The sequence below is a fragment of the Kiloniella laminariae DSM 19542 genome (genome assembly GCF_000374005.1).
Lineage (GTDB): Bacteria > Pseudomonadota > Alphaproteobacteria > Kiloniellales > Kiloniellaceae > Kiloniella > Kiloniella laminariae.
The window spans coordinates 116,610-138,577 of the sequence record NZ_KB893157.1; the positions used below are offsets into that span (position 1 = coordinate 116,610).

The 21,968-nt window shown below is 52.8% G+C and carries 20 protein-coding genes; 12 read left to right on the forward strand and 8 right to left on the reverse strand.

The annotated features are described in order from the left end of the window. The first annotated feature begins 34 nt into the window (after positions 1–34). On the forward strand, positions 35–823 hold the full coding sequence (locus B152_RS0113655) for a succinate dehydrogenase iron-sulfur subunit (protein WP_020592989.1): 789 nt from the start codon (positions 35–37) through the stop codon (positions 821–823). Between the two features lie 229 nt (positions 824–1,052). After that, positions 1,053–3,260 (forward strand): PAS domain-containing sensor histidine kinase, encoded by a 2,208-nt coding sequence (locus B152_RS23760; RefSeq protein WP_157231088.1) that lies wholly within the window; start codon positions 1,053–1,055, stop codon positions 3,258–3,260. 20 nt (positions 3,261–3,280) lie between these two features. Here the strand turns inward: B152_RS23760 and B152_RS0113665 are convergent, their stop codons facing one another. From B152_RS0113665 to B152_RS0113685, 5 genes are all read right to left on the reverse strand, one after another. Beyond that, positions 3,281–3,775 (reverse strand): periplasmic heavy metal sensor, encoded by a 495-nt coding sequence (locus B152_RS0113665; protein ID WP_020592991.1) that lies wholly within the window; start codon positions 3,773–3,775, stop codon positions 3,281–3,283. Beyond that, the gene (locus B152_RS0113670; RefSeq protein ID WP_020592992.1) at positions 3,775–4,227 is read right to left on the reverse strand and encodes a hypothetical protein; all 453 of its coding nucleotides are present in this window, start codon (positions 4,225–4,227) and stop codon (positions 3,775–3,777) included. Before B152_RS0113670 ends, B152_RS0113665 begins: the two co-directional genes overlap by 1 nt. After that, positions 4,224–4,835, reverse strand: coding sequence for an RNA polymerase sigma factor (locus B152_RS23765; protein ID WP_020592993.1), 612 nt, complete (start codon positions 4,833–4,835; stop codon positions 4,224–4,226). Before B152_RS23765 ends, B152_RS0113670 begins: the two co-directional genes overlap by 4 nt. A gap of 28 nt (positions 4,836–4,863) precedes the next feature. Continuing rightward, on the reverse strand, positions 4,864–5,277 hold the full coding sequence (locus B152_RS0113680) for an EF-hand domain-containing protein (protein ID WP_020592994.1): 414 nt from the start codon (positions 5,275–5,277) through the stop codon (positions 4,864–4,866). Positions 5,278–5,355: 78 nt separating this feature from the next. Continuing rightward, positions 5,356–5,562 carry a DUF6494 family protein gene (locus B152_RS0113685; RefSeq protein ID WP_020592995.1) on the reverse strand — a complete coding sequence of 69 codons (207 nt, stop codon included), beginning with the start codon at positions 5,560–5,562 and terminating at the stop codon, positions 5,356–5,358. A gap of 272 nt (positions 5,563–5,834) precedes the next feature. Between B152_RS0113685 and zapE the strand changes: the two genes are divergently transcribed. The 8 genes from zapE to B152_RS23770 all read left to right on the forward strand — a co-directional run bounded on the left by zapE (position 5,835) and on the right by B152_RS23770 (position 16,425). Beyond that, the gene (gene zapE / locus B152_RS0113690; RefSeq protein WP_020592996.1) at positions 5,835–6,953 is read left to right on the forward strand and encodes a cell division protein ZapE; all 1,119 of its coding nucleotides are present in this window, start codon (positions 5,835–5,837) and stop codon (positions 6,951–6,953) included. Positions 6,954–7,174: 221 nt separating this feature from the next. After that, positions 7,175–7,492 carry a TraR/DksA family transcriptional regulator gene (locus B152_RS0113695; RefSeq protein WP_020592997.1) on the forward strand — a complete coding sequence of 106 codons (318 nt, stop codon included), beginning with the start codon at positions 7,175–7,177 and terminating at the stop codon, positions 7,490–7,492. A 259-nt stretch (positions 7,493–7,751) separates the two neighbouring features. Further along, complete coding sequence (gene mdh / locus B152_RS0113700; protein ID WP_020592998.1) at positions 7,752–8,714, forward strand: malate dehydrogenase; 963 nt, start codon at positions 7,752–7,754, stop codon at positions 8,712–8,714. A 290-nt stretch (positions 8,715–9,004) separates the two neighbouring features. After that, complete coding sequence (gene sucC, locus B152_RS0113705) at positions 9,005–10,201, forward strand: ADP-forming succinate--CoA ligase subunit beta (RefSeq protein WP_020592999.1); 1,197 nt, start codon at positions 9,005–9,007, stop codon at positions 10,199–10,201. Between the two features lies 1 nt (position 10,202). Beyond that, positions 10,203–11,078 (forward strand): succinate--CoA ligase subunit alpha, encoded by an 876-nt coding sequence (gene sucD, locus B152_RS0113710; protein ID WP_020593000.1) that lies wholly within the window; start codon positions 10,203–10,205, stop codon positions 11,076–11,078. Positions 11,079–11,133: 55 nt separating this feature from the next. Beyond that, on the forward strand, positions 11,134–14,064 hold the full coding sequence (locus B152_RS0113715; protein WP_020593001.1) for a 2-oxoglutarate dehydrogenase E1 component: 2,931 nt from the start codon (positions 11,134–11,136) through the stop codon (positions 14,062–14,064). A gap of 110 nt (positions 14,065–14,174) precedes the next feature. Next, the gene (odhB, locus tag B152_RS0113720) at positions 14,175–15,866 is read left to right on the forward strand and encodes a 2-oxoglutarate dehydrogenase complex dihydrolipoyllysine-residue succinyltransferase (RefSeq protein ID WP_020593002.1); all 1,692 of its coding nucleotides are present in this window, start codon (positions 14,175–14,177) and stop codon (positions 15,864–15,866) included. Between the two features lie 196 nt (positions 15,867–16,062). Continuing rightward, the gene (locus tag B152_RS23770; RefSeq protein WP_020593003.1) at positions 16,063–16,425 is read left to right on the forward strand and encodes a hypothetical protein; all 363 of its coding nucleotides are present in this window, start codon (positions 16,063–16,065) and stop codon (positions 16,423–16,425) included. Positions 16,426–16,490: 65 nt separating this feature from the next. On the opposite strand, the gene B152_RS0113730 is transcribed toward B152_RS23770, so the two are convergent. Next, complete coding sequence (locus B152_RS0113730) at positions 16,491–17,123, reverse strand: helix-turn-helix domain-containing protein (RefSeq protein WP_020593004.1); 633 nt, start codon at positions 17,121–17,123, stop codon at positions 16,491–16,493. Positions 17,124–17,426: 303 nt separating this feature from the next. Here B152_RS0113730 and lpdA point away from each other — a divergent pair, with 303 nt between their 5' ends. Then, positions 17,427–18,833 (forward strand): dihydrolipoyl dehydrogenase, encoded by a 1,407-nt coding sequence (lpdA, locus tag B152_RS0113735; RefSeq protein WP_020593005.1) that lies wholly within the window; start codon positions 17,427–17,429, stop codon positions 18,831–18,833. A 179-nt stretch (positions 18,834–19,012) separates the two neighbouring features. Continuing rightward, positions 19,013–20,275: an MFS transporter gene (locus B152_RS23775; protein WP_020593006.1), complete on the forward strand. Its 1,263-nt coding sequence runs from the start codon at positions 19,013–19,015 to the stop codon at positions 20,273–20,275. Between the two features lie 4 nt (positions 20,276–20,279). Here B152_RS23775 and B152_RS0113745 read toward each other — a convergent pair whose 3' ends face one another. Then, positions 20,280–21,248 (reverse strand): tyrosine recombinase XerC, encoded by a 969-nt coding sequence (locus B152_RS0113745; RefSeq protein WP_020593007.1) that lies wholly within the window; start codon positions 21,246–21,248, stop codon positions 20,280–20,282. After that, the gene (locus B152_RS0113750; protein ID WP_020593008.1) at positions 21,227–21,952 is read right to left on the reverse strand and encodes a DUF484 family protein; all 726 of its coding nucleotides are present in this window, start codon (positions 21,950–21,952) and stop codon (positions 21,227–21,229) included. The genes B152_RS0113745 and B152_RS0113750 overlap by 22 nt, the downstream gene beginning before the upstream one ends. Positions 21,953–21,968: the final 16 nt, after the last annotated feature.

Consider the following 21,968-nt stretch of genomic DNA (forward strand, 5'->3'; position numbering starts at 1 on the left):
TGTGGTGGGAAAAGCGTCAAGGAGAGAATGAAAAATGGTAGAATTTGCACTTCCGGCCAATTCAAAAATAAACAAAAACGGGAAAAAGCACCCGGCCCCGGCTGGCGCAAGCAAGACGAAGACCTTCCGGGTCTATCGCTGGAACCCGGATGACGGCCAGAACCCGCATGAAGATGTTTACGAAGTGGACATGGATAACTGCGGGCCGATGGTTTTGGACGCCCTGATCAAGATCAAAAACGAGATTGATCCAACCCTGACGTTTCGCCGTTCCTGTCGTGAGGGTGTCTGCGGCTCCTGTGCCATGAACATCGACGGCACCAATACACTGGCCTGTACCAAATACTGTGCTGATGTGGCCGAGGGAGATGAGGTAAAGATCTATCCGCTGCCGCATATGCCGGTGGTCAAGGATCTGGTGCCGGATCTCAATCATGTCTATGCCCAGTACACCTCGATCGAGCCCTGGCTGAAGTCGACAACCGCAGCGCCAGAACGCGAGCGGCTGCAGACACCGGAAGACCGGGAAAAGCTCGACGGTCTCTGGGAATGTATTCTCTGTTTCTGCTGTTCCACATCCTGCCCGAGTTACTGGTGGAACGGGGATCGTTATCTGGGGCCTGCAATTCTTCTCCAGGCCTATCGCTGGATTGCGGATAGCCGTGATGAAGAAACGGGGAGCAGACTGGATAACCTTGAAGATCCTTTCCGCCTTTACCGCTGTCATACGATTATGAACTGTACAAAAACCTGTCCAAAGGGACTTAATCCGGCCAAGGCGATTGCCGAAATCAAGAAGCTGATGGTCGAACGAAAAGTCTGAACCAGGCTTACAAATAAGTATTCTAACAAAGGTCGGCCCCGGGGTCGACCTTTGTTGTATCTCCTACTATGGGATCTTCCTGTGGTTTTCGTCTTGCTTTCAGGCAACGTATATATTTCTTTTACTCCTTCCTGTTATGGTGGCCTGATATGGTGGGTCAGTATCAGCCAGTTAGGTTTGTCTGACAGGGCTGCAGGTGATCAGGTTTGACGAGGGGAAAATTTTCCGGATGCTGGACGCAATCGCTGAGATAATATTGGCTGCGGTCCTTTGTATTCTGACCGGGAATTTCTTGTTTCGGCGACCAACCAAAGCTGATCTTTATCCCTCCTGGTGCTTTTTTGTGGTAGCTCTGGCACTTTTTTCAGGTGCAAGCCTTGCCGCTGTGGCAGGTCGACTGCTCCAGGAGGAAGAGCTGTTCATCGATAACCTCTTGCCCTGGCTCCATAGCGGAGGGTATCTGGCCGGGCTGGTTTTGGCTCTTGTTGGCGCAGGAAAATTCGCGTCAATCTGGCGGGGAAGGGAAAAGCGGCTTGAGCGCCTTGAGAAGGCGGAAGCCGAAGTGGAAAGGCATAATCACTTTCTTCAGGATCTGATGGATGCTATCCCGGCGCAGGTTTTTTTCAAGAACATCAAGGGCGAGTACATCGGCTCCAACAAGATGTATCAGGAGAATATGCAGCGCAGCTCGGAAGAGTTACTGGGCAAGACTGCCTACGATCTTGTTCCGAAAGAACAGGCCGATTTTTTCACCCAGACTGATCAGGAGACTTTCGAGAAGGGGCGGATACTGGAGCAGGAAACCACAATCACACGCGGTGATGGTGAGGTGATGAATATTCTTATGCACAAGGCGCGCTTTCGGGATGCCCAGGGGAATATTGCCGGCCTGATCGGGGTCAGTCTGGATATTACGGCGCGCAAGCGGATGGAAAATGCACTTCGGGTGAGCGAAGAGCGATTCCGCCGCATGTCGGAGCTGTCAAATGAAGCCATCTTTCTCCACTCTCAGGGGCGTATGATCGATTGTAACCATGCAGCCCTGCGCATGTTTGGCTATTCCTACGAGGAAATGCTTGTCCTCGGTGTCGAGGATCTGATTGCGCCGGAAGATATCGTCATGGTGCAGGAACGGATCACACGCGGAGAAAGCGACTCTTACGAAGCCTCTGCTTTGCGCCGGGACGGGACGCGGTTTGAAATCAACGTCAGTGCCAAGAACAGTATACTTGATGGGAAAAACTCGCGGATTACCTTCATCAATGATATTTCCCTGCGCAAGAGAGCCGAGAGCACATTACGAAAACTCTCAACGGCAGTGGAGCAAAATCCGGTTGCTATTGAAATTACGGATCCAACCGGGCGAATAGAATATGTGAACCCCACTTTCTGTGCAGTCAGTGGCTATTCTGCTGAAGAAATTATCGGCCAGAAACCGAGTATTCTCAAATCGGGTCATACAAAGGATGAAGAATACAAAAATCTCTGGGAAACCATTACCAGTGGCAGGGTCTGGCATGGGGTCTTCCAGAACCGTCGAAAAAACGGCGAACTTTTCTGGGAACGGGCCTCAATTTCCAGTGTGGTGGACGAGACGGGCAGGATTACAAATTTTGTTGCGACAAAAGAAGACATATCCCAGCAGAGGATCGCCGAAGCACAGTTGATGGAGGCGAAGGAGCGGGCAGAACTTGCAAGCCGGGCGAAGTCTGAATTTCTCGCCAACATGAGCCATGAGCTGCGGACACCCCTGAATGCTATTATCGGGTTTTCCGAACTGATCGAACGCGAGGTCTTTGGACCTGTGGGCTCGAAAAAGTATCTTGAGTATATTGCGGATATTCGCAATAGCGGCGACCATTTGCTCAATCTGATCAACGATATTCTGGACCTGTCAAAAATCGAGGCGGGAGAATTTGTTCTCAATGAAGAGGTGGTTGACCTGAAGGAGATGATACATTCGTCTTTGATCATCATCCGCCCCAGGTTGCTGAGCAGCGGACTTTCGCTTGACCTCGAGCTTGAAGAAGGGGTGCGGCCTGTGCTCGCCGATGCCCGGGGGATCAAGCAAATTCTGATCAACCTTCTGTCTAATGCGGTTAAATTTACCCGTGGTGGCGGGCGTATTACCGTCCGGCTCAAGGTTCTGGAACAGGGCGTGAGAATAGAGGTTGCCGACAGCGGGATCGGTATCCCGGCGGACAAACTTTCCGAGGTAACAAAACCTTTCTGGCAAGTGGACAGTTCCATGACCCGCCAGAGTCAGGGCACTGGCCTGGGGCTGTCGATCACTCACAAGCTCTGTCTGCTCCACGATGGCCTTCTCGAGCTGATAAGTGAGGAGGGCAGGGGGACGACAGTTTCAGTCACGTTGCCTTTGAGCCGGATTGTTCCGGAACGCAGCCAAAAAGACCTGTTTATTTCCGGGCACCACTGATTTATCCGGGTTTACAGGCCTTATGGTTTTGGCTCGGGTTCGGATTTGTGCCCAGAACGATGTTTGTGCTGTCCCATCCCCCAAAGCGAGAGGAACTGGCTTCGCTGTTCAGGTGGAAGGGTCATGGTGATATCAAGGAGCTTTTCAAACATCTTGTTCTGCACGGCAGTTTGTTCGTTAAAAAAGTCCCTGTAGGCGGCTTCAAATTCATCCCGCTCTACTTTTCCAGCGAGGTTTTCCCGCAGACGTTCATGAACACCACGCATTTCCTGGAAACCGGGTTTTATCTCTTCCTTGTGTTCACGCCAGATTTTGCGGAAAAGTGTCCGCTGTTCCTCGGGAAGATTACGCCAACCACCTTTTTGGCTGTAAGCCCCGCCGGAGCCGCCCAGGGGACCGGGGCCAAAGGAACGGGCATGCCAGACATGAGAACTAATCAGGCCGGCCATAAAGAGATTGAGCAATAGGGAACCAACAAAAAGGAATGTCAGGGTTTTTCTGGATGGGGCTTGCATCAGTTTAGATCTCCTTCCAGGAAGTTCTCTGTAAAGTCTGTTGTGCTAAAGGCGAGATAGGCTTCTTGTACCTCGCTGGTATCCTGCTCGTGTAACCAGGTCGGAGTTGTCGTTCCGAGAAAAAGTCCAAAAGCCGTTGCTGTCGCCAGGGCAGACAGAGGACGCCAGATGTCTTTGAAAGACCAACTTCTCTGGACAGCAAGGCGTGGGGCTTCGGCCAATATCCTGCTATACAAATGATCACAAGCAGGTTCGGCCAGGGCATGATCGAGCAGATAATCGAGTTCAATGGCCTGTTGCCGTAGTTGTCGGGCTTCATCTGAACGCTTGAGCAGACCGAGTATGTAGGCACGGTTTTCTTCCGGCCAGTGATGTTCATAACCACCATAACAGTCGAGAAAGAAAGTCAGCTCTTCCCGGTCTTGGGCCGACAGCAGGGATTTTTCTGTCATGATTGGGCTCCCAACAAGTCGTGGCGGTGCTGTTCGAGTGTTGCTTTTAAACTTCGACGCCCCCGGGCTAGCAGGGATTCAAGGGCATCAACAGATATGTCCATAACAGAGGCCGCTTCCTTATTGCTCATATCCCGATGATGCACCAGGGTAATGGCTGTTCTTTGCCTTTCGGGTAATTGCGAAATTGCAGTCTCTACCTTTATAGCAAGGTCTCTTTGCTGAATTCTCTGTTGTTGGTCCGGGGCAGGATCTTCGAATTCCATCTTTTCGTCCGACGTGGTGTTCTGGCGTTTGCTCCGACGAATTGCATCAATAGCCAGATTATGTACAACCCTGTATAGCCAGGTTGATATTCTTGCCTGGGGGAGCCAGTCAGGGCTTTGTTTCCAGAGCCTGACAAAAGCCTCTTGTGCAATGTCTTCCGCTTCCTGCCTGTTCCCTGTCATTCGCAGGGCAAGTCCGACCAGGGGACCGGTATGATGCTGAACCAGATTGCGACAGGCAAAAGGATCACCTTGGGTCACCCGGGACATGAGCCTGGCATCCTCTTCGAGAGTCCGCGATTGTGCCGTTTCGAGGGCCAAGCTATGTTCCGTTCGCTTCATTATCGATATACGCCTGACTGCAAACGTCTCAGTTTTTGTGATCAGCGTGACGGGGAAATTCGTCTTTTGTAATGATCCCGTCTTTGTTTTTATCGAGGTGTTCCATCATCTTGTCCCCGCGTGCTGCCAGTTCTTCGGCTGAAAGGCTGCCGGAAGCATCAAGATCCATCCGGTCAAAACGGGCTTTCATTCTCTCTGCGCGTTTTGCGGTCTTTTCCGCTTCCATTTCTGCGAAGCTGATCTGACCGTCACCATCGCTGTCCATCAGCTTGAAACGTTCTTCTTCAAATTTTTGCAGTTCTTCACGTGTGATCTGACCGTCTTTGTTGCTGTCCAGCATTTCCATCCCTTTGGCCCACTTGCCGCCGCCTGCCGCGAAAGCAGCAGTTGAAGCCAAAAGAGTAATTGCACCAACGAGTGACAGGGTCTTTTTACTGATCATCAGATTTCTCCGGTTGTAAGTGTCTTGTGCTCTCTTAACGTGAGGCAAAAGCAAATCCGTCGGAGAAAATTCAAAAAATTACTCGAGTTCGATCTTTCCCTTTATTTCGTGGTCAAGCCCCAGTTCCGGAAGGTGAAGTTTAACCGCGACAGATAATGATGATTTACCCGAAAGTTTGCCCTCCTCTAGGGCTTTGCGCACGGCGATTTCGATTTCTCGTTGTGAGGTGATGCCAACTTTTTTCAGCAGCTTGCGGATGCTCATGTTGAGTGCGTCTTCATTCATACGTCGTCTCCTGATCCGTCCTGAGTTGACTTGGGCGTAAAGTCTCTCGGGGGGAATGTGTCTGTTGAAATTTCAATCAATTCAGGTTTTTATGATCCAACATCGCCGTCATAAGTGCAAGATCGGAGAGATGCTGGAGGTGTTGACGGCAACTGTGTTATGGCTCTGTTGTTAACAAACATCTTGTTGTACTGGTTCGGTCTCTGATTATGCTTGGGGATGTGCGGGCAGGTTCTGAATTGATGAGAAAATAACAGGTGGTGTCCAGACGAATGAGTGAAGGTCCTCTTTTCCTATATCGGGAAATGCGCAATCAGGGCGATTTGCGCCCCGATCCGGCACAACAGCTGGCGGCAGAGAAACTTCAAAGCCTTTTTCAGGCTTTGAAGAGCTATGAGCCCTCGACGGGGTTGTCCGGCTGGAAAGAGCGTTTGGGGCTGGGGCGCAGGAAAGTGATACCTCCTCAGGGATTGTATCTTTTTGGCGGCGTCGGCACAGGCAAGTCTACCATGATGGACATGTTTTTCTCTGTGGCACCACTGGAGGCAAAAAGACGGGTACACTTTCATGCCTTTATGCTGGAAGTTCAGGAGAAGCTGCACCGCTGGCGGAAAAAGTACAAAGGAACCAAGGCTGATCCCCTGCCGGATCTTGCCGCGGAACTGGCGAAGGAAACCTGGCTTCTTTGCTTCGATGAATTTCATGTCGTGAATATTGCTGATGCCATGATTCTTGCCCGCCTGTTCGAAAGTCTTTTCGAACAGGGTGTTGTTGTTGTTGCAACGTCCAACTGGCCACCGGATCGGCTTTATGAAAACGGCCTGCAAAGGGAAAATTTCCTGCCCTTTATTGATATTCTGAAGGAGCGGCTGGATATTTTGCAGCTGGACTCTGGCGTGGATTACCGGCTTGAGCGCATGCGAAACCTGCCCGTCTATCACACGCCGTTGGGGGGCGGTGTCGACAAAGCGCTGGATGCAGCTTTTGAAGCCCTGACAGAAGGCGCTCAAGCTGTAGAGGACGTTATTTTGGTAAAGGGGCGGCAACTGGTCATCCGACGGGCAGCACGAAAAGTTGCCCGCTGCGGGTTTGAGGAGTTGTGTGGTGCTGCTCTGGGGGCGGGGGATTATCTGGCACTTGCCGGGCGGTATCACACGCTTGTTCTTTCTGATGTACCGGTTCTGGGGCCGGAGAACAGAGACAGGGCCAGGCGGTTCATGTCTTTGATTGATGCGCTCTATGAGCATCGTTGCAATCTGGTCATGTCAGCAGCGGCTGAACCCGAAGCTCTTTATCCTTCTGGAGATGGGGCATTTGAATTCGAGCGCACGGCGAGCCGATTGCAGGAAATGCGTTCCCAGGAGTATATCGTCCTTCCTCACCTGGGATGAAGAGCTTTGTCTCTGACGCCGGCATGCCGACAGGGAGACAATCTGCCGCGCCAAGGAAGCTCTTCCTTTTTTGCCTGAACCGTCCTAGAATTAAACGCAGAGGTAACCCTCGCACGCACGTCACCTGATAACAGGCAAGGATGTCGGCCCGAATTTGCCCCCTCTCTTTGTCAGCAGGAGTGACGCATCCCAATAGTAATGTCTGAAGGGAGTAGATGCCTATGCTGAATCTGAAAAAAATCGAGAGTGATCTGAGAGCCCGTATGGAAGATCTTGGGGAGCGTGTTGATCAGATTGAGCAGGATTTGCGCGAACCGCACAGCAAAGACTGGGGTGAAAATGCGACGGAAAGCGAGGGGGATCAGGTGCTGGAAGGTCTCGAAGAAGCCGGACTAGATGAAATAAATCAGATTCGTGCAGCTTTAACCCGGATCGAAAACGAGAGTTATGGAGTCTGTTCCGGCTGCGGTGAAGATATTCCTGAGGCAAGATTACGGGCACTGCCCTATGCCACGACCTGTGTGAATTGTGCAAAATGATCCCTTTTGGATGAGACATCCTGTTGGGAACGTCTAAGTGACAGAGCGTTAAAAGATTTTTTTTTGGCCAAAAGCGACAGGTTTTGTGTGCAATGCAACAATCCGTCTTGCCCAGAAAGGTCAATCGCGCTACGAATTCTGCTATAATTTTTTGCCTGAAGAAGTTTCAAATTCCAGAAGCTGACGGGTAATTCAAATTTGATGTTAATTTTGATCGAGGGCCCGCTCGGGCCGAAGAAATCCGAATAGGAACATAATCATGGCACGGAAAAAGATCGCGCTCGTAGGTGCTGGCAATATTGGTGGCACACTCGCTCTGCTTGCTGGAATGAAGGATTTGGGCGATGTCGTATTGTTCGATATTGCTGAAGGTGTCCCCCAGGGCAAGGCGCTTGATCTGGCTCAGCTGTCCCCGGTAGAAGGCTTTGATGCTTCTCTCAAGGGTGCAAATGACTATGCTGAAATCAAGGATGCAGACGTTGTTATTGTTACGGCCGGTATCGCCCGCAAGCCAGGGATGAGCCGTGATGATCTGCTGGGCATCAACATCAAGGTCATGCAGTCGGTAGGGGAAGGAATCAAACAGAACTGTCCGAATGCGTTTGTGATCTGTATTACCAACCCGCTTGATGCAATGGTCTGGGTTCTGCAGCAGGCCTGTGGTCTTCCAACCAATAAAGTCGTTGGTATGGCCGGCGTTCTGGATTCCGCACGCTTCCGTCATTTCCTTGCTGATGAGATGAATGTCTCGGTTGAGGATGTAACGGCTTTTGTTCTCGGTGGGCACGGTGACACGATGGTGCCAATGGTACGCCATTCTACGGTGGCCGGGATTGCTTTGCCTGAGCTGGTCAAGATGGGCTGGATCAGCCAGGACAAGCTTGATTCCATTGTCGAGCGAACCAAAAATGGTGGTGCCGAGATCGTGGGTCTCCTGAAGACTGGCTCTGCTTTCTATGCCCCAGCTGCCTCCGCTATTCTGATGGCCGAGAGCTATCTGAAAGACAAGCGCCGGATGCTGCCTTGTGCGGCATACCTTGAAGGTCAGTACGGCATTGATGGGCTCTATGTTGGTGTGCCCGTGATCCTGGGGGCCAATGGTGTTGAGCGCGTTGTCGAGATCGAGCTGGATAAATCGGAATCGACCCTGCTCGCCAATTCGGTGGAATCTGTGAAGGGGCTGGTTGCAGCCTGTAAGGAAATCCAGTCGAAAGCGGGTTGAAATTTTGTGCACTGCACAAGAAGAAATCGAGTTAATTGATTAATAAGTAAAGGCGTTGTGGACCTCCTTGTCCCAACGCCTTTACTTATCCGGACTATTAGCGGCAGTTATTATCATTTTTCCGACAAAAATTGTTGCAGTGCGGTTGCGCTCCGGGCACGTAGTGTTAATCTATCGCTAAGCATCAGGTCGTATGCTCTTGAGCTATTCAGGAGTATAGTTCAGATGTTCAGGGCTGTTTTGCCCCTATCAATTTTAATAATAAAACCATTGAGGCTTTGTGGCGTCCCATGAATATTCATGAATATCAAGCTAAAGAGCTGCTGAGAAAATACGGTGTAGCTGTTCCGCGCGGATCAGTCGCTTTCACACCGGAAGAGGCAGAAAATGCAGCCCGTGAACTGGGCGGTCCGATCTGGGTAGTCAAATCCCAGATTCACGCGGGTGGCCGCGGTGCTGGTCGTTTTACCGACGACCCCAAAGGCGATGGCGGGGTTCGCCTCTGCAAGACGCTTGATGACGTGAAGGAAAATGCCCGCAAGATGCTGGGACATGTTCTGGTGACCAAGCAGACCGGTCCTGCCGGTAAAGAAGTCAAACGTCTCTATATCGAAGAAGGTTGCGATATCAAACGCGAGCTTTATCTGGGGATGTTGATCGACCGGGCCACCAGCCGGGTGACCGTGATGGCTTCGACCGAAGGTGGTATGGAGATCGAGGAAGTTGCCGAGGCAACGCCTGAAAAAATCCTCAAGGTTGCCATTGATCCGGTTGAAGGTTTTATGCCTTACCACGGACGCAAGCTTGCTTTTGGTCTCGGTCTGGAGGGCAAGCAGGTCGGTGCGGCTGTGAAATTCATGGCCACCATGTACAAAGCTTTCCTGGATCTGGATGCCAGTATCGTTGAAATCAATCCGCTGGTGGTGACCGGTGCCGGAGATATCATCGCACTTGACGCCAAAATGAACTTCGACGACAACGCGCTGTTCCGTCACAAGGACGTTGCGGGCATGCGCGATGAAGACGAGGAAGATGCCAAGGAACTGGAAGCTGCACGTCACGAGCTGAACTATATTTCACTTGATGGCGAAATTGGCTGTATGGTCAATGGCGCTGGTCTGGCCATGGCGACCATGGACATTATCAAACTCTATGGTAGCGAACCGGCCAATTTCCTTGATGTTGGCGGTGGCGCAACCAAGGAACGGGTTACCGTTGCTTTCAAGATCATTCTCTCTGATCCGAACGTTAAAGGCATTCTGGTGAATATCTTTGGCGGGATCATGCGTTGCGATGTGATTGCCGAAGGTGTGGTTGCTGCTGCGCGCGAAGTATCACTTAATGTGCCGCTGGTGGTTCGCCTCGAGGGCACGAACGTTGAACTTGGTAAAAAAATTATGGCGGAATCCGGCCTGCCAATCATCTCCGGGGACGACCTGGCAGATGCTGCGGAAAAAGTGGTCAAAGCCGTGAAGGAGGCCGCGTAACATGTCGGTACTGGTAAACAAGAATACTCGCGTTATCTGTCAGGGTTTTACAGGTGCGCAGGGAACGTTCCACTCCGAGCAAGCCCTTGCTTACGGTACAAAAATGGTTGGTGGTGTAACGCCGGGTAAAGGCGGTTCGCGCCATTTGGATCTTCCGGTTTTCAACACCGTTGATGAAGCTGTTCATGTTACCGAAGCAAATGCTTCTGTCATCTATGTTCCGCCGCCCTTCGCTGCCGATGCCATTCTCGAAGCCGTTGATGCGGGTGTCGAGCTGATCATCTGTATTACCGAAGGCATTCCGGTTCTGGACATGGTTCGGGTCAAACGTGCCCTTGCCGGTTCAAATTCCCGCCTGATCGGGCCAAACTGCCCGGGTATTATCACGCCGGACGAATGCAAGATCGGTATTATGCCTGGGCATATCCACAAACGTGGTAAAATCGGGATTGTTTCACGCTCCGGGACGCTGACCTATGAAGCTGTTGCCCAGACAACAGCAGCCGGACTGGGACAGTCAACCTGTATCGGGATCGGTGGCGATCCTGTGAACGGGACCAACTTCATTGATTGTCTGGATCTTTTCCTGGCAGACCCTGAAACCCAGGGTATCATCATGATTGGTGAAATCGGCGGCAGTGCCGAAGAGGAAGCGGCCGAGTTCTTTGCTGCTTCCAAGATCAAAAAGCCTATTGCCGGGTTTATTGCTGGTGTGACTGCACCTCCAGGTCGCCGTATGGGACATGCTGGTGCGATTATCGCTGGTGGCAAGGGCGGTGCAGACGACAAGATCGAAGCAATGAAATCTGCGGGTTTCCTTGTTGCTGATTCTCCTGCTAGCCTTGGCAGTACAATGCTACGTGCGATTCAAGGATAGATAACCTTATTTGGAGGGAGCCGGGCTGGACCCCTCCAGCTCGGTAGCATATTTGATGGTGAACACCGTTTCTGGGCATGAGGCCCGCTATTTTGGCCCAAAAGCTGGAGAGCTGGCCGAGCTCTACGCTCAGTTTTTACGTGATACTGCATCGGTGGATGCAGGCTGGCAGTCGTTTTTCTCGAATCTTGAAGACGATGCCAAGAACCTTCTGGCCGGGATACAGGGTGGAAACCCTGTATCCGCTGCCACACAGTCTTCGGCGCCGATGAATGAGGACGAGAGCCGCAAAGCGACACTCGATTCCATTCGCGCACTGATGCTGATCCGGGCCTACCGCGTGCGGGGGCATCTGGAAGCCAATCTTGATCCGCTTGGCCTCAAGCCGATCAATCCCCATCCTGAACTTGATCCTTTGTCGTATGGCTTCCTGGAAGCCGACATGGATCGCCCGATCTTTATCAATGGCGTGCTGGGGCTGGAAACCGCATCCCTGCGCCAGATCGTTGAACGGGTACGCAAGACCTATTGCGGCAAGATCGGTGTTGAGTTCATGCATATCCAGGAGCCAGAGCAAAAAGCCTGGATCCAGGAACGCATCGAGGGCATCCACAACCGCACAGATTTTACCGTTAAAGGCAAACAGGCGATTCTGGAACGTCTGACCGCGGCGGAAACCTTTGAGCAGTTTCTTGGCAAAAAATATACCGGGACCAAACGTTTTGGTCTGGATGGTGCCGAAACCATGATTCCGGCCCTTGAACAGATTCTCAAAAGAGGATCTGCACTTGGTCTTGACGAGGTTGTTCTGGGAGTTGCCCACCGTGGTCGCCTGAACATCCTGGCAAACCTGATGGGCAAACCGTTTCGGGCAATTTTCAACGAGTTCAAGGGCGGGGCCGCCAATCCGGAAGATGTTGGTGGTTCGGGCGATGTGAAATATCATCTGGGGACCTCATCGGACCGCGAATTTGACGGCAATACCGTGCATCTGTCGCTGACAGCGAACCCTTCCCATCTTGAAGCTGTTGATCCAGTGGTCGTCGGCAAGGTACGGGCCAAGCAAGATCAAAAAGGCGATCATGACTTTACCCGGACCATGGGGCTTTTGCTCCATGGGGATGCTGCTTTCGCCGGGCAGGGGCTTGTACCTGAGACACTGGATCTCTCTGAACTTGAAGGTTATCAGGTCGGGGGCACGATCCACTTTATTGTCAATAACCAGATCGGCTTTACCACTGATCCGGTCGACTCCCGTTCCGGTCCTTATTGTACGGATGTGGCAAAAGCCATTCAGGCACCTATTATTCACGTTAACGGTGATGATCCTGAAGCTGTCGTGCATGCGGCCCGGATTGCGATCGAATTCCGCCAGACCTTCAAAAAAGACATTGTCATCGACATGTTCTGTTATCGCCGCTTTGGCCATAACGAAGGGGATGAGCCGACCTTTACCCAGCCCCAGATGTACAAGAAGATCGCCCAGCAGAAATCTGTGCGTGAGCTCTATGCCGCAGGTCTTTCTGCTGAAGGTGCGGTTACCCAGTCTGACATTGACGGGATGGCCAAAACCTGGTGGGAAAAGCTGGAAGAGGAATTTGAGGCCGCTGAAAGCTATAAGCCAAACAAGGCCGACTGGTTCGGTGGCGTCTGGTCTCATATGGGGGCCGCGCGTGGCTATGATGCCCGGCGTGGGAATACCGGTGCCGAGCTTGACCTTCTGAAGGAAGTTGGCAATGCCCTCTGCCGGGTTCCGGAAGGTTTCAATATCCACCGCAAAATTGCGCGTCAGCTGAAAACCAAACAGAAGATGATCGACAGCGGCGAAGGAATTGATTGGGCCACGGCGGAAGCCTTGGCTTATGGGACTCTGGTGGTTGAAGGACATCCTGTGCGTCTTTCCGGTCAGGATTGTAACCGCGGGACCTTCTCACAGCGTCATGCGGCCTGGATCGATCAGAAAAACGAGGATGAATACAAGCCGCTGAATAACATTCGGCCAAGCCAGGCGCACGCCAAAATCATCAACAGTCCGTTGAGCGAGCTGGCTGTCCTTGGTTTTGAATATGGCTATTCGCTGGCTGAACCTGATGCACTGGTTCTTTGGGAAGCTCAGTTTGGTGATTTCGTCAACGGCGCGCAGATCATTATTGATCAGTTCATTGTTTCGGGTGAATCAAAGTGGCTTCGTATGTGTGGTCTGGTGATGCTGTTGCCGCATGGGTATGAAGGGCAGGGACCAGAGCATTCCTCTGGCCGTGTAGAACGCTTCTTGCAGTCCTGTGCTGAAGACAATATCCAGGTGGTCAACTGTACCACTCCGGCGAACTATTTCCATGTGTTGCGTCGCCAGATTCACCGCGGTTTCCGTAAACCGCTGATCGTCATGACGCCAAAGTCGTTGCTGCGTCACAAGGGCTGCGTATCTAATCTTGAAGATATGCTGCCGGGGACATCGTTCCACCGGGTTTTGCCTTGTGAAAGCAATGCTTCTGACCCGAGCAAGGTCAAGCAGATCGTCCTTTGTAGCGGCAAGGTATATTACGATTTGCTTGAAGAGCGGGAAAGCCGGGGCATTGATAACATCAACATTCTCCGGCTGGAACAGCTCTATCCCTTCCCGGCGGAGGCTCTGGCTCAGAGCCTGACAGGCTATGAACACTGTGACCTGGTCTGGTGTCAAGAAGAGCCCCGTAATATGGGGGGCTGGTCTTTCGTCTCGACCTTTATCGAAGAGGTGGCCGAAGAGATGGGCTTCAAGAACTTCCGGCCACGCTATGCAGGGCGGAAAACGGCGGCATCTCCGGCAACTGGTTCAGCCCGAAAGCATGTTGAACAGCAGGCTGCCCTGCTGGATGATGCTTTGACCATTGGCAAAAAAGCCATGAGCCGTATCCAGACTCGCAAGGCGGAAGAGCTGGAAGCGCGAAATGCGGCCTCTGCAAAAGTGGAAAGCATGCGTCCGGTTGCAAAAGCCGGGGAATAATATCTGGGGTGATCCGGTTCCGGGTCACCCTTTCTCGACGCGGGATGGTTCATAACAGGACCGTTCACACCTGAACATGATCAGATAATAAAGATAAATAGAGAACAAAAATGGCCACCGAAATTGTAGTTCCGGTTCTAGGGGAATCTGTCAGCGAGGCAACCGTTGCAAAATGGTTGAAACAACCGGGTGATGCTGTTGCCCTGGATGAGGCGATTGTGGAGCTGGAAACCGACAAGGTTACGCTTGAGGTCAATGCTGCTGCTGCTGGCGTGCTTGAAGCGATTGCTGCCAATGAAGGCGATGACGTTCAGGTCGGCGCAGTACTGGGGACGATCGCTGCTGGCGGTGCGGAAGCCGCTCCAGCTGAAGCAACGGCCAAGGCTGCTCCGGCAAAAGCCCCGGCTGAAGACAAGGTTGTGGAAGATGCGCCTGCTGTGGCACCCGTCGCCAGCAAGGCCGGGGAATCCGGTGGGGCTCCGGTTGATATTCCGGTGCCGACGCTTGGCGAGTCTGTGACCGAGGCAACAGTTGCCCAATGGATGAAAAAAGTTGGTGACAGCGTTGCTCTGGATGAAGCGATCTGTGAGCTGGAAACCGACAAGGTCACCCTTGAAGTCAATGCACCTGCTGCGGGTGTACTCACCTCCATTGCGGCAGAGGCCGGGTCCGACGTCGGTGTCGGTGCTGTTCTTGGTGTGATTACGCCGGGCGGAAGCGGGGCAGCTGCTCCGGCTCCTGCAGCAAAAGCGGCGACTGCCGCGGCTGCGCCAGCTCCTGTCAAGGCAACTCCTGCCGGAGAAGGACTGGACCCGACCAAGATCAAGGGATCTGGCGTTGGCGGCAAGGTAAGTGCCTCTGATCTGCAGGCATTTCTTGAGGCCAGTACGGCTTCAGCTGCCATGACCCTGCCGCCTTCTGTTGCCAAATTGATTGCGGAAAACAATCTCAATCCGCACCGGATCAAGGGAACAGGTAAAGATGGCGCCCTGACCAAGGGGGATGTGCTTGAGTCTCTGAAAAACCCGCCAGCAGCTCCTGCAGCAGTCCCGACTGTCGCGACTTCTTCAGCTGTGGCGGCTGGACCAGCTGCAGCATCCACGCCGCGGGAGAGCCGTGAGCGGATGTCGAAAATGCGCAAGACAATCTCGCGTCGTTTGAAAGAAGCCCAGAATACGGCGGCGATGCTGACGACCTTTAACGAGATCGATATGTCAGCGGTGATGGCGACCCGCAAGCAGTACAAGGATGATTTCGAGAAGAAACACTCTGTCAGACTTGGTTTCAATAGCTTTTTTGCCAAGGCTGTTGTCGAGGCTTTGAAAGACGTTCCTGCCGTAAACGCACGTATCGACGGCGAAGACATTGTCTATAACAATTTCTTTGACATCGGTATGGCAGTTTCTACCCCTTCCGGCCTGATGGTTCCGGTTATCCGAGATTGCGACAAGAAGAATTTTGCCGAAATCGAAGGTAGCCTGGGTGAGCTGGCGAAAAAGGGCCGGGATGGCAAACTGAGTATGGATGACATGTCCGGGGGCAGCTTCACCATTACCAACGGCGGGGTTTTTGGATCGCTACTTTCGACACCGATCCTCAACATGCCCCAGGCTGCTATTCTCGGCCTGCACAAGATTGAAGAACGTCCTATTGCGGAAAATGGCCAGGTTGTTATCCGGCCGATGATGTATGTGGCCCTGAGTTACGACCATCGCCTGATCGACGGGCGTGAGGCGGTAACCTTCCTCGTGCGGATCAAGGAATGTCTGGAAGATCCTCAGCGGATGCTGCTGAATATGTAAGTCAGTCCGGCTGAATATGTGATGGAAAAGGGAGGCCTGTGGAAACCAGTCCTCCCTTTTTATTGGAAAGTAATGCTTTCATTTGGCGCTTTTGCGGTTTCCATCTAAAATATACTGCGGGTAAAAAATAACAGGACAAACGGCCTCTGATTATAGAGGCCTGTTCCTTACACAGTTTCGGAGATGGGGAAGCGGCATGGATGAGGTATCTTTAAACTTTGATCACCTGATTGATCGGAGCGGTCATGCCGAATATGAACTCAATCTGACCGGACTGGATCTGGCGCATACTCTTGAATCTGTCCGGCGAATGATTGACCGGCAACGCCGACGACGTGGTACCCGCAGTGTGTTGATCCGGCTTGATCCTCCCGTTCCAGGGCAGGGAGAGACATTGTTTCGCCCCGTCGGCCAACATCTGGTCGAACTGTTGAAACAGGGACTGATTGCAAAGGTTAAGCCTTATGCTGATCAGGAATGTACCGGTTTTGTAATCCATCTGCCCTCAGGCAAGGCCACGGATGAAGAGACGGATCCCGAAGAGCTAACCACGCATTGAAGCTGGTGGCGGGCTGCCCGATGGTGCGTTGAGCAAACGTTTATGGGTTAATCTGGGGCGAAGGACTAATGGGCGTTCGGGGTTGAAATCCAGATAATGACGGCGTCTTCGGGGCTGGTGGAAACACAGGCATGCCCCATGCCACTGTCATAATAAAGGCTGTCTCCGGCTGAAAGGCTGACGGGTTCGTAAAACTCGGAATAGAAAGTCAGCATTCCTTCGAGCACGTAGAGAAACTCTTCCCCATTGTGGCGCACCAGTTCACTGAACTCGGCAATGTCTCTGGCTCGGATCACGCTTTTGAAGGGAATCATGCGTTTGTTGCTAATCTCGGTACAAAGCAGTTCATGTTCATAGGTTGCGGTCGGGTGTGGCGCGCCTTCTCCAGCGCGTGTCAGGGCACGTCGGCCAATGTTCTGAACCAGATTGCTTTTGGTAAAGAGCTGGGGGATATCAATTTCAAGTCCCCTGACCAGTTTCTGGACAACATCAAAGGTTGGCGACATCTGGTCGTTTTCGATTTTGGACAGAGTTGAACGAGCAAGGCCTGTCCTGCGGGAGGCCTCTTCCAGGGTCCAGTCGCGCTGTTTGCGGAATTGTCTGAGACGCATGCCGAGCTTGAGCGGTTCCAGACTTTGTTCAGCACCAGAAATGGTCGCTTTGGCAGTGACACCTGCTGTCGGATTTTTGCTGTTCATCCCCTGCTCCGTTATTGAGGCTTATTTATCTGACCGGGACGTCATTTTTTTATTTTCCTTAGGAAATAAGTTTCCGATAAGAAATATTTGATTGCCATTGGAATATTAGCTAATCTTGACCTGTTTGTGAATTGTTATGTTACCGCTCGTTTTTCTTGTTTTTTCTCGCTTCAAGACTAGGTCCGTCAGGTTTCCTATGCTATCCAGATTGCTTCAATCAAATAGCTCATTGCCGACCAGTCATTAGCATGAAACGTCACGGCGGTGGGATTGGTCCCTTGGACACTGAAAGGATCTTTGAAAATGAGTGAGGCTCTCTACGATCTGGTTATCATCGGGGGTGGTCCGGGTGGTTACGTCGCGGCAATCCGCGCAGCTCAGTTGGGACTCAAAACGGCCTGTGTTGAAGGACGGGGAACTTTAGGGGGCACCTGTCTCAATGTAGGTTGCATGCCGTCCAAGGCACTGTTGCAGTCGTCTGAAAAATTCGTGGATGCCAGCAAGCATTTTGCTGCGCATGGCATCAAGGCTGATGTCAAACTTGATCTGGATACGATGCTTGCCCGCAAGGACAAGGTGGTCGATGACCTGACCAAAGGTGTCGAGTTTCTGCTCAAGAAAAACAAAGTTGATTACATCAAGGGTTGGGGCGCCATTCCCAAAGCAGGTGAAGTCCTGGTTAAAGGTGAAGGCGGCGAACAGACTCTCAAAACCAAGAATATCCTGATCGCTACCGGGTCCGAATCTACGCCTTTGCCGGGTATCGAAACTGATGAAAAACAGATCGTTACCTCTACCGGTGCGCTGTCCTTCAAGAAAGTGCCGGAGCATCTTGTGGTCATCGGTGCCGGAGTCATTGGGCTTGAGCTTGGCTCTGTCTGGTCGCGTCTTGGTGCGACAGTGACCGTTGTCGAGTTCCTTGACCGGGTGTTGCCCGGTATGGACGGCGAAACGGCCAAACTTGCGCAGCGTGTGCTGACGAAACAGGGCCTGAAGTTCAAGCTGGGTATGAAGGTCACCGGAGCTGCCAAAGCCAAAGTAAAAGGCAAGGTTACACTGACCATGGAATCAGTGAAAAAGGGCACCAGTGAAGAACTGGAAGTTGATGCCGTTCTGGTTTCCATCGGACGACGGGCCTATACCAAAGGTCTGGGACTGGAAGAGCTGGGCGTGACAATGGAACGCGGCGTTATCCAGGTGGATGCGCAGTTCCAGACATCCGTTCCAGGCATTTATGCCATTGGTGACTGTGTGCCTGGTCCAATGCTGGCGCACAAGGCCGAAGAAGACGGTGTGGCCTGTGTTGAAACACTTGCCGGGCAGAAGGGGCATGTAAACTATGCTCTGGTTCCCGGTGTGGTCTATACCCATCCGGAAATCGCCTGTGTTGGAAAAAGCGAAGAGGCACTCAAGGAAGCTGGTGTTGATTACAAGGTTGGCAAGTTTCCTTTCAGTGCGAACAGTCGTGCCCGCGCTATGGGGGAGTCAGACGGTCAGGTCAAGATTCTGTCTGATGCCACATCCGACAAGGTTCTCGGGGTTCATATCATTGGCCCGGCAGCCGGAGAGCTGCTTTCAGAAGCTGTGGCGGTGATGGAATTTGGCGGTTCGGCGGAAGATATCGCACGGACCTGTCATTCGCATCCCGGCCTGAGTGAAGCGGTCAAGGAAGCGGCAATGGCTGTTGCAGGACGCGCTATTCATATGTAGGGCTGTGTTTCAGCTGATTTATTGGAAAAGGAGCAGTCGCAGGGCTGCTCCTTTTGCTGTTTTCGCAGCAGGAGATTGAGAGAAGTCTGGTTGATCCGGGGAATTTAGCACTGGCCCCCCTGTCCGGCTGACGGGTAAGATCACCGCGCGAGAGGTGACTTCAGTAACGGGAATGGTGAATGGCATTTGATGGCGAGACTGGCAGGGGAGCAACGGGCCGAGGTGCCGTGCTGCTGATTGCCGTTATGTGTTTGTCGCAGGTGCTGGGGATGCTGGATAATGCAACCTTCTCGGCTCTGATCGTCCTTTTTCAAAAACAGTGGGCTTTGAACAATACCGAAATCGGCTGGATCAGTGGAATTTATTACGGGGGCTATGCGGCAGCGGTTCCTTTCCTCGTGGCTTTGACCGATCGTGAAGACGCCCGGCGAATCTATCTCTTCTGTATGGCTCTGGGGGGCTTTGCCGCGGTTGGTTTCGCCTGGTTCGCCGAAGGCTTCTGGTCGGCCATGGCCTTCAGATTATTTGCCGGGGTCAGTCTGGCGGGAACCTATATGGTCGGGCTGAAGCTTCTGACGGATCTCATCGCAGAGAAAAAACAACAAAGCCGTGCGGTGGCCTATTACACCGCACATTTTGCCATAGGCACGGGCGTTTCGGTTTTTGTCGCTGGTGAAGTCTGGCAACTCTGGGGGTGGCAATGGTCGTTTCTGGTCGCCGGTATTGGCAGTTTCTTTGCTTGGATCGTGGTTTTGCTGTTTGTTGCGCAGGGGCACAAACCCTCGCATCATATTCCGCTTCGCCAGCTGGTGGATTTTCGCCCGGTAATCACCAACAAGCCTGCCCTGGGATACATTCTGGCCTATGCCGCCCATCTGTGGGAGCTCTTTGCCCTGCGGGCCTGGCTGGTTGCCTTTTTTGTTTTCTCGCTCTCCTTACAACCAGATACCGCTTTTGACTGGAGCCCGACCCAGATTGCTTCATGGGTTTTCCTGCTGGGATTGCCCGCAAGTGTCATCGGCAATGAATTCTCGGTCCGCTTTGGCCGCAGGCGTCTGTTGACGCTGGTGATGGGGGTTTCAGCTCTTGTTGGCTTTACCATCGGCTTTACCGCGAGTTTGCCGTTTGTCGTGGTGATCGCTGCCTTTACCGTTTACGGCATCACTGCAACGGCTGATTCCTCTTCGCTGACATCCGGTGTAGTGGCTAACTCCGATCCGGCGCGCAAGGGGGCAACCATGGCGTTGCAGTCGCTGGCAGGCTTTGCTGCCGGATCACTGTCGCCGATTGTCTTCGGGGCAGTTCTCGATCTGGCTGGCGGGGCAGAAAACACCCTGGCCTGGGTGGCGGCCTTTTCGACCATGGGGCTGGGGGTGTTGCTGGGGCCGATTTTTATCCGTTACCTCGGGCGGACAGTTCCGCTTTCGCAAGGGAAGAACTGAGTATTCAGCTGCGGCCCTTCATCCCCGGATGGGCCTTGTCATAGACCTTAAGCAGCTCTGCGGCGTCCACGTCGGTGTAACGCTGGGTGCTGGAAAGCGAGGCGTGTCCCAGCAATTCCTGTATCGCCCGGAGGTCTCCACCGTTGGCGAGCAGATGAGTGGCAAAGCTGTGGCGTAATGCGTGGGGTGTGGCTGTGTCAGGCAAGTTCAGGGCACCGCGGAGTTTTTCCAGCTGGAGCTGGATAATACGGGGCGACAGGCGTTTGCCTTTGACGCCCAAAAACAGAGGGGCATCGGCGTCGCGGGCGAAGGGACAGGCCTGTTGATAGAGATGAATAGCATCGCAGACCGCAGGAAGCAGGGGCACCAGACGTTCTTTGTTGCCTTTACCGGTGATGCGCAGGATTTCCTGATTTTGAGCCGGGGCGTCTTTCTGGTTAAGCGAGAGCGCTTCGGCGATCCTGAGACCGCAGCCATAAAGCAGCAGAAACACAGCCCTGTCGCGCAAACCGACCCAGCCGTCTTCCTGGAGGGAAGGGCTTTCTTCCATCACCTCTTTGGCCTCAATAGCGGTCAGAGGCTTGGGCACTGAATGCGGTCGTTTGGGCGTGCGGAGAATGTCGAGGGCATGGTTATTGATCAGGCCCTGGCGGTTAAGCCACTTGAAAAAACCGCGCACGGCAGAGAGCGCCCGGGCGTTGGAGGTATTGCTCAGCTCTTTAGCGACACGCGAGGCAAGCCAGGAACGGAAGTCTCTGGGTTTGAGCTGATTCAGCTGCGACAGAGAAACATTCCCTGAGGTGTGTTTTGCTAGAAACCAGAAAAAAGATATCAGGTCGCGCCCATAGGCTTCGATGGTTTTGTCGGCAGAGCGTTTTTCCACCCTGTGCCAAGTCAGCCAAGCCTCAAAGGCCTGCTGGACATCCCCCTGCCAGGGGAGGACGGAGAGATCTATTCCGGAAGTTTTAGCCATGTTCTGATGGTGTTTTCCACGACAGAGCCGAGAAAGCGGATCAGCTCTGTTCCCTGACCGGGTTCAAAATGATCAGGTTGCTGGGAGCCAAAGGCGAGCATGGCCGGAGGCGTGGTTGAAGAGATGTGCAGGCGCAACAGAGCATCCGAGCGGATCAGGGGTGCCATGGTACCGTAGAGGCAGACATCACCGAGAATATTGTCGCGCAGGACCACAGGCTGTCCGATACCGATCAGCCCGTCAACCATGCCGGAAAAGATGCAGGAAATGCCTTCAACCGGGGCGGCGATATCAGATTCAACCGGCTGTTCAACGCCGATTGCAATCGCATCCATGCCCATAATCTGGGGAAGTTCGCTGCTGATGATGTCGATCAGATGCTCAAAGTTATGGGCCGAGATAAGCGCTGTTACCGCGCGGTGGGCCCGATCCTGCGTCAGTTTGTTATGGTGACTTCGGGTGATCACAAGGTCGCGTTCACGGGTTACCTGTTCAAGAGTCCGCCGTAACTTTTCGATCATGAACTGTTGAAGATCTGCCAGACCACGACCTTCTGTTTTCCCGGGAATTTCGAGAGAATCGATCAGGGAGGGATTCTGCACCAGAAAATCGGCGTGCTGGCGGAGATATTTTTCCACTTCGCGCGCGGTAATCAAGCGCTCGCCTGCTGATGTTGTCTCATTATCCTGGGAAGAAATGCTCATGGTCTGGCTATCTTTA

Bases quoted from the DNA above. Each gene is read 5' to 3' on its own strand.
- lpdA (WP_020593005.1), top strand. From the start codon at position 17,427: ATGAGTGAGGCTCTCTACGATCTGGTTATCATCGGGGGTGGTCCGGGT.
- sucD (WP_020593000.1), top strand. From the start codon at position 10,203: ATGTCGGTACTGGTAAACAAGAATACTCGCGTTATCTGTCAGGGTTTT.
- B152_RS23775 (WP_020593006.1), top strand. From the start codon at position 19,013: ATGGCATTTGATGGCGAGACTGGCAGGGGAGCAACGGGCCGAGGTGCC.
- B152_RS23765 (WP_020592993.1), bottom strand. From the start codon at position 4,835: ATGAAGCGAACGGAACATAGCTTGGCCCTCGAAACGGCACAATCGCGG.
- B152_RS0113715 (WP_020593001.1), top strand. From the start codon at position 11,134: ATGGTGAACACCGTTTCTGGGCATGAGGCCCGCTATTTTGGCCCAAAA.
- B152_RS0113670 (WP_020592992.1), bottom strand. From the start codon at position 4,227: ATGACAGAAAAATCCCTGCTGTCGGCCCAAGACCGGGAAGAGCTGACT.
- B152_RS0113695 (WP_020592997.1), top strand. From the start codon at position 7,175: ATGCTGAATCTGAAAAAAATCGAGAGTGATCTGAGAGCCCGTATGGAA.
- B152_RS23770 (WP_020593003.1), top strand. From the start codon at position 16,063: ATGGATGAGGTATCTTTAAACTTTGATCACCTGATTGATCGGAGCGGT.
- sucC (WP_020592999.1), top strand. From the start codon at position 9,005: ATGAATATTCATGAATATCAAGCTAAAGAGCTGCTGAGAAAATACGGT.
- B152_RS0113665 (WP_020592991.1), bottom strand. From the start codon at position 3,775: ATGCAAGCCCCATCCAGAAAAACCCTGACATTCCTTTTTGTTGGTTCC.
- B152_RS23760 (WP_157231088.1), top strand. From the start codon at position 1,053: ATGCTGGACGCAATCGCTGAGATAATATTGGCTGCGGTCCTTTGTATT.
- odhB (WP_020593002.1), top strand. From the start codon at position 14,175: ATGGCCACCGAAATTGTAGTTCCGGTTCTAGGGGAATCTGTCAGCGAG.
- B152_RS0113685 (WP_020592995.1), bottom strand. From the start codon at position 5,562: ATGAATGAAGACGCACTCAACATGAGCATCCGCAAGCTGCTGAAAAAA.
- B152_RS0113745 (WP_020593007.1), bottom strand. From the start codon at position 21,248: ATGGCTAAAACTTCCGGAATAGATCTCTCCGTCCTCCCCTGGCAGGGG.
- B152_RS0113655 (WP_020592989.1), top strand. From the start codon at position 35: ATGGTAGAATTTGCACTTCCGGCCAATTCAAAAATAAACAAAAACGGG.
- zapE (WP_020592996.1), top strand. From the start codon at position 5,835: ATGAGTGAAGGTCCTCTTTTCCTATATCGGGAAATGCGCAATCAGGGC.
- B152_RS0113750 (WP_020593008.1), bottom strand. From the start codon at position 21,952: ATGAGCATTTCTTCCCAGGATAATGAGACAACATCAGCAGGCGAGCGC.
- B152_RS0113680 (WP_020592994.1), bottom strand. From the start codon at position 5,277: ATGATCAGTAAAAAGACCCTGTCACTCGTTGGTGCAATTACTCTTTTG.
- B152_RS0113730 (WP_020593004.1), bottom strand. From the start codon at position 17,123: ATGAACAGCAAAAATCCGACAGCAGGTGTCACTGCCAAAGCGACCATT.
- mdh (WP_020592998.1), top strand. From the start codon at position 7,752: ATGGCACGGAAAAAGATCGCGCTCGTAGGTGCTGGCAATATTGGTGGC.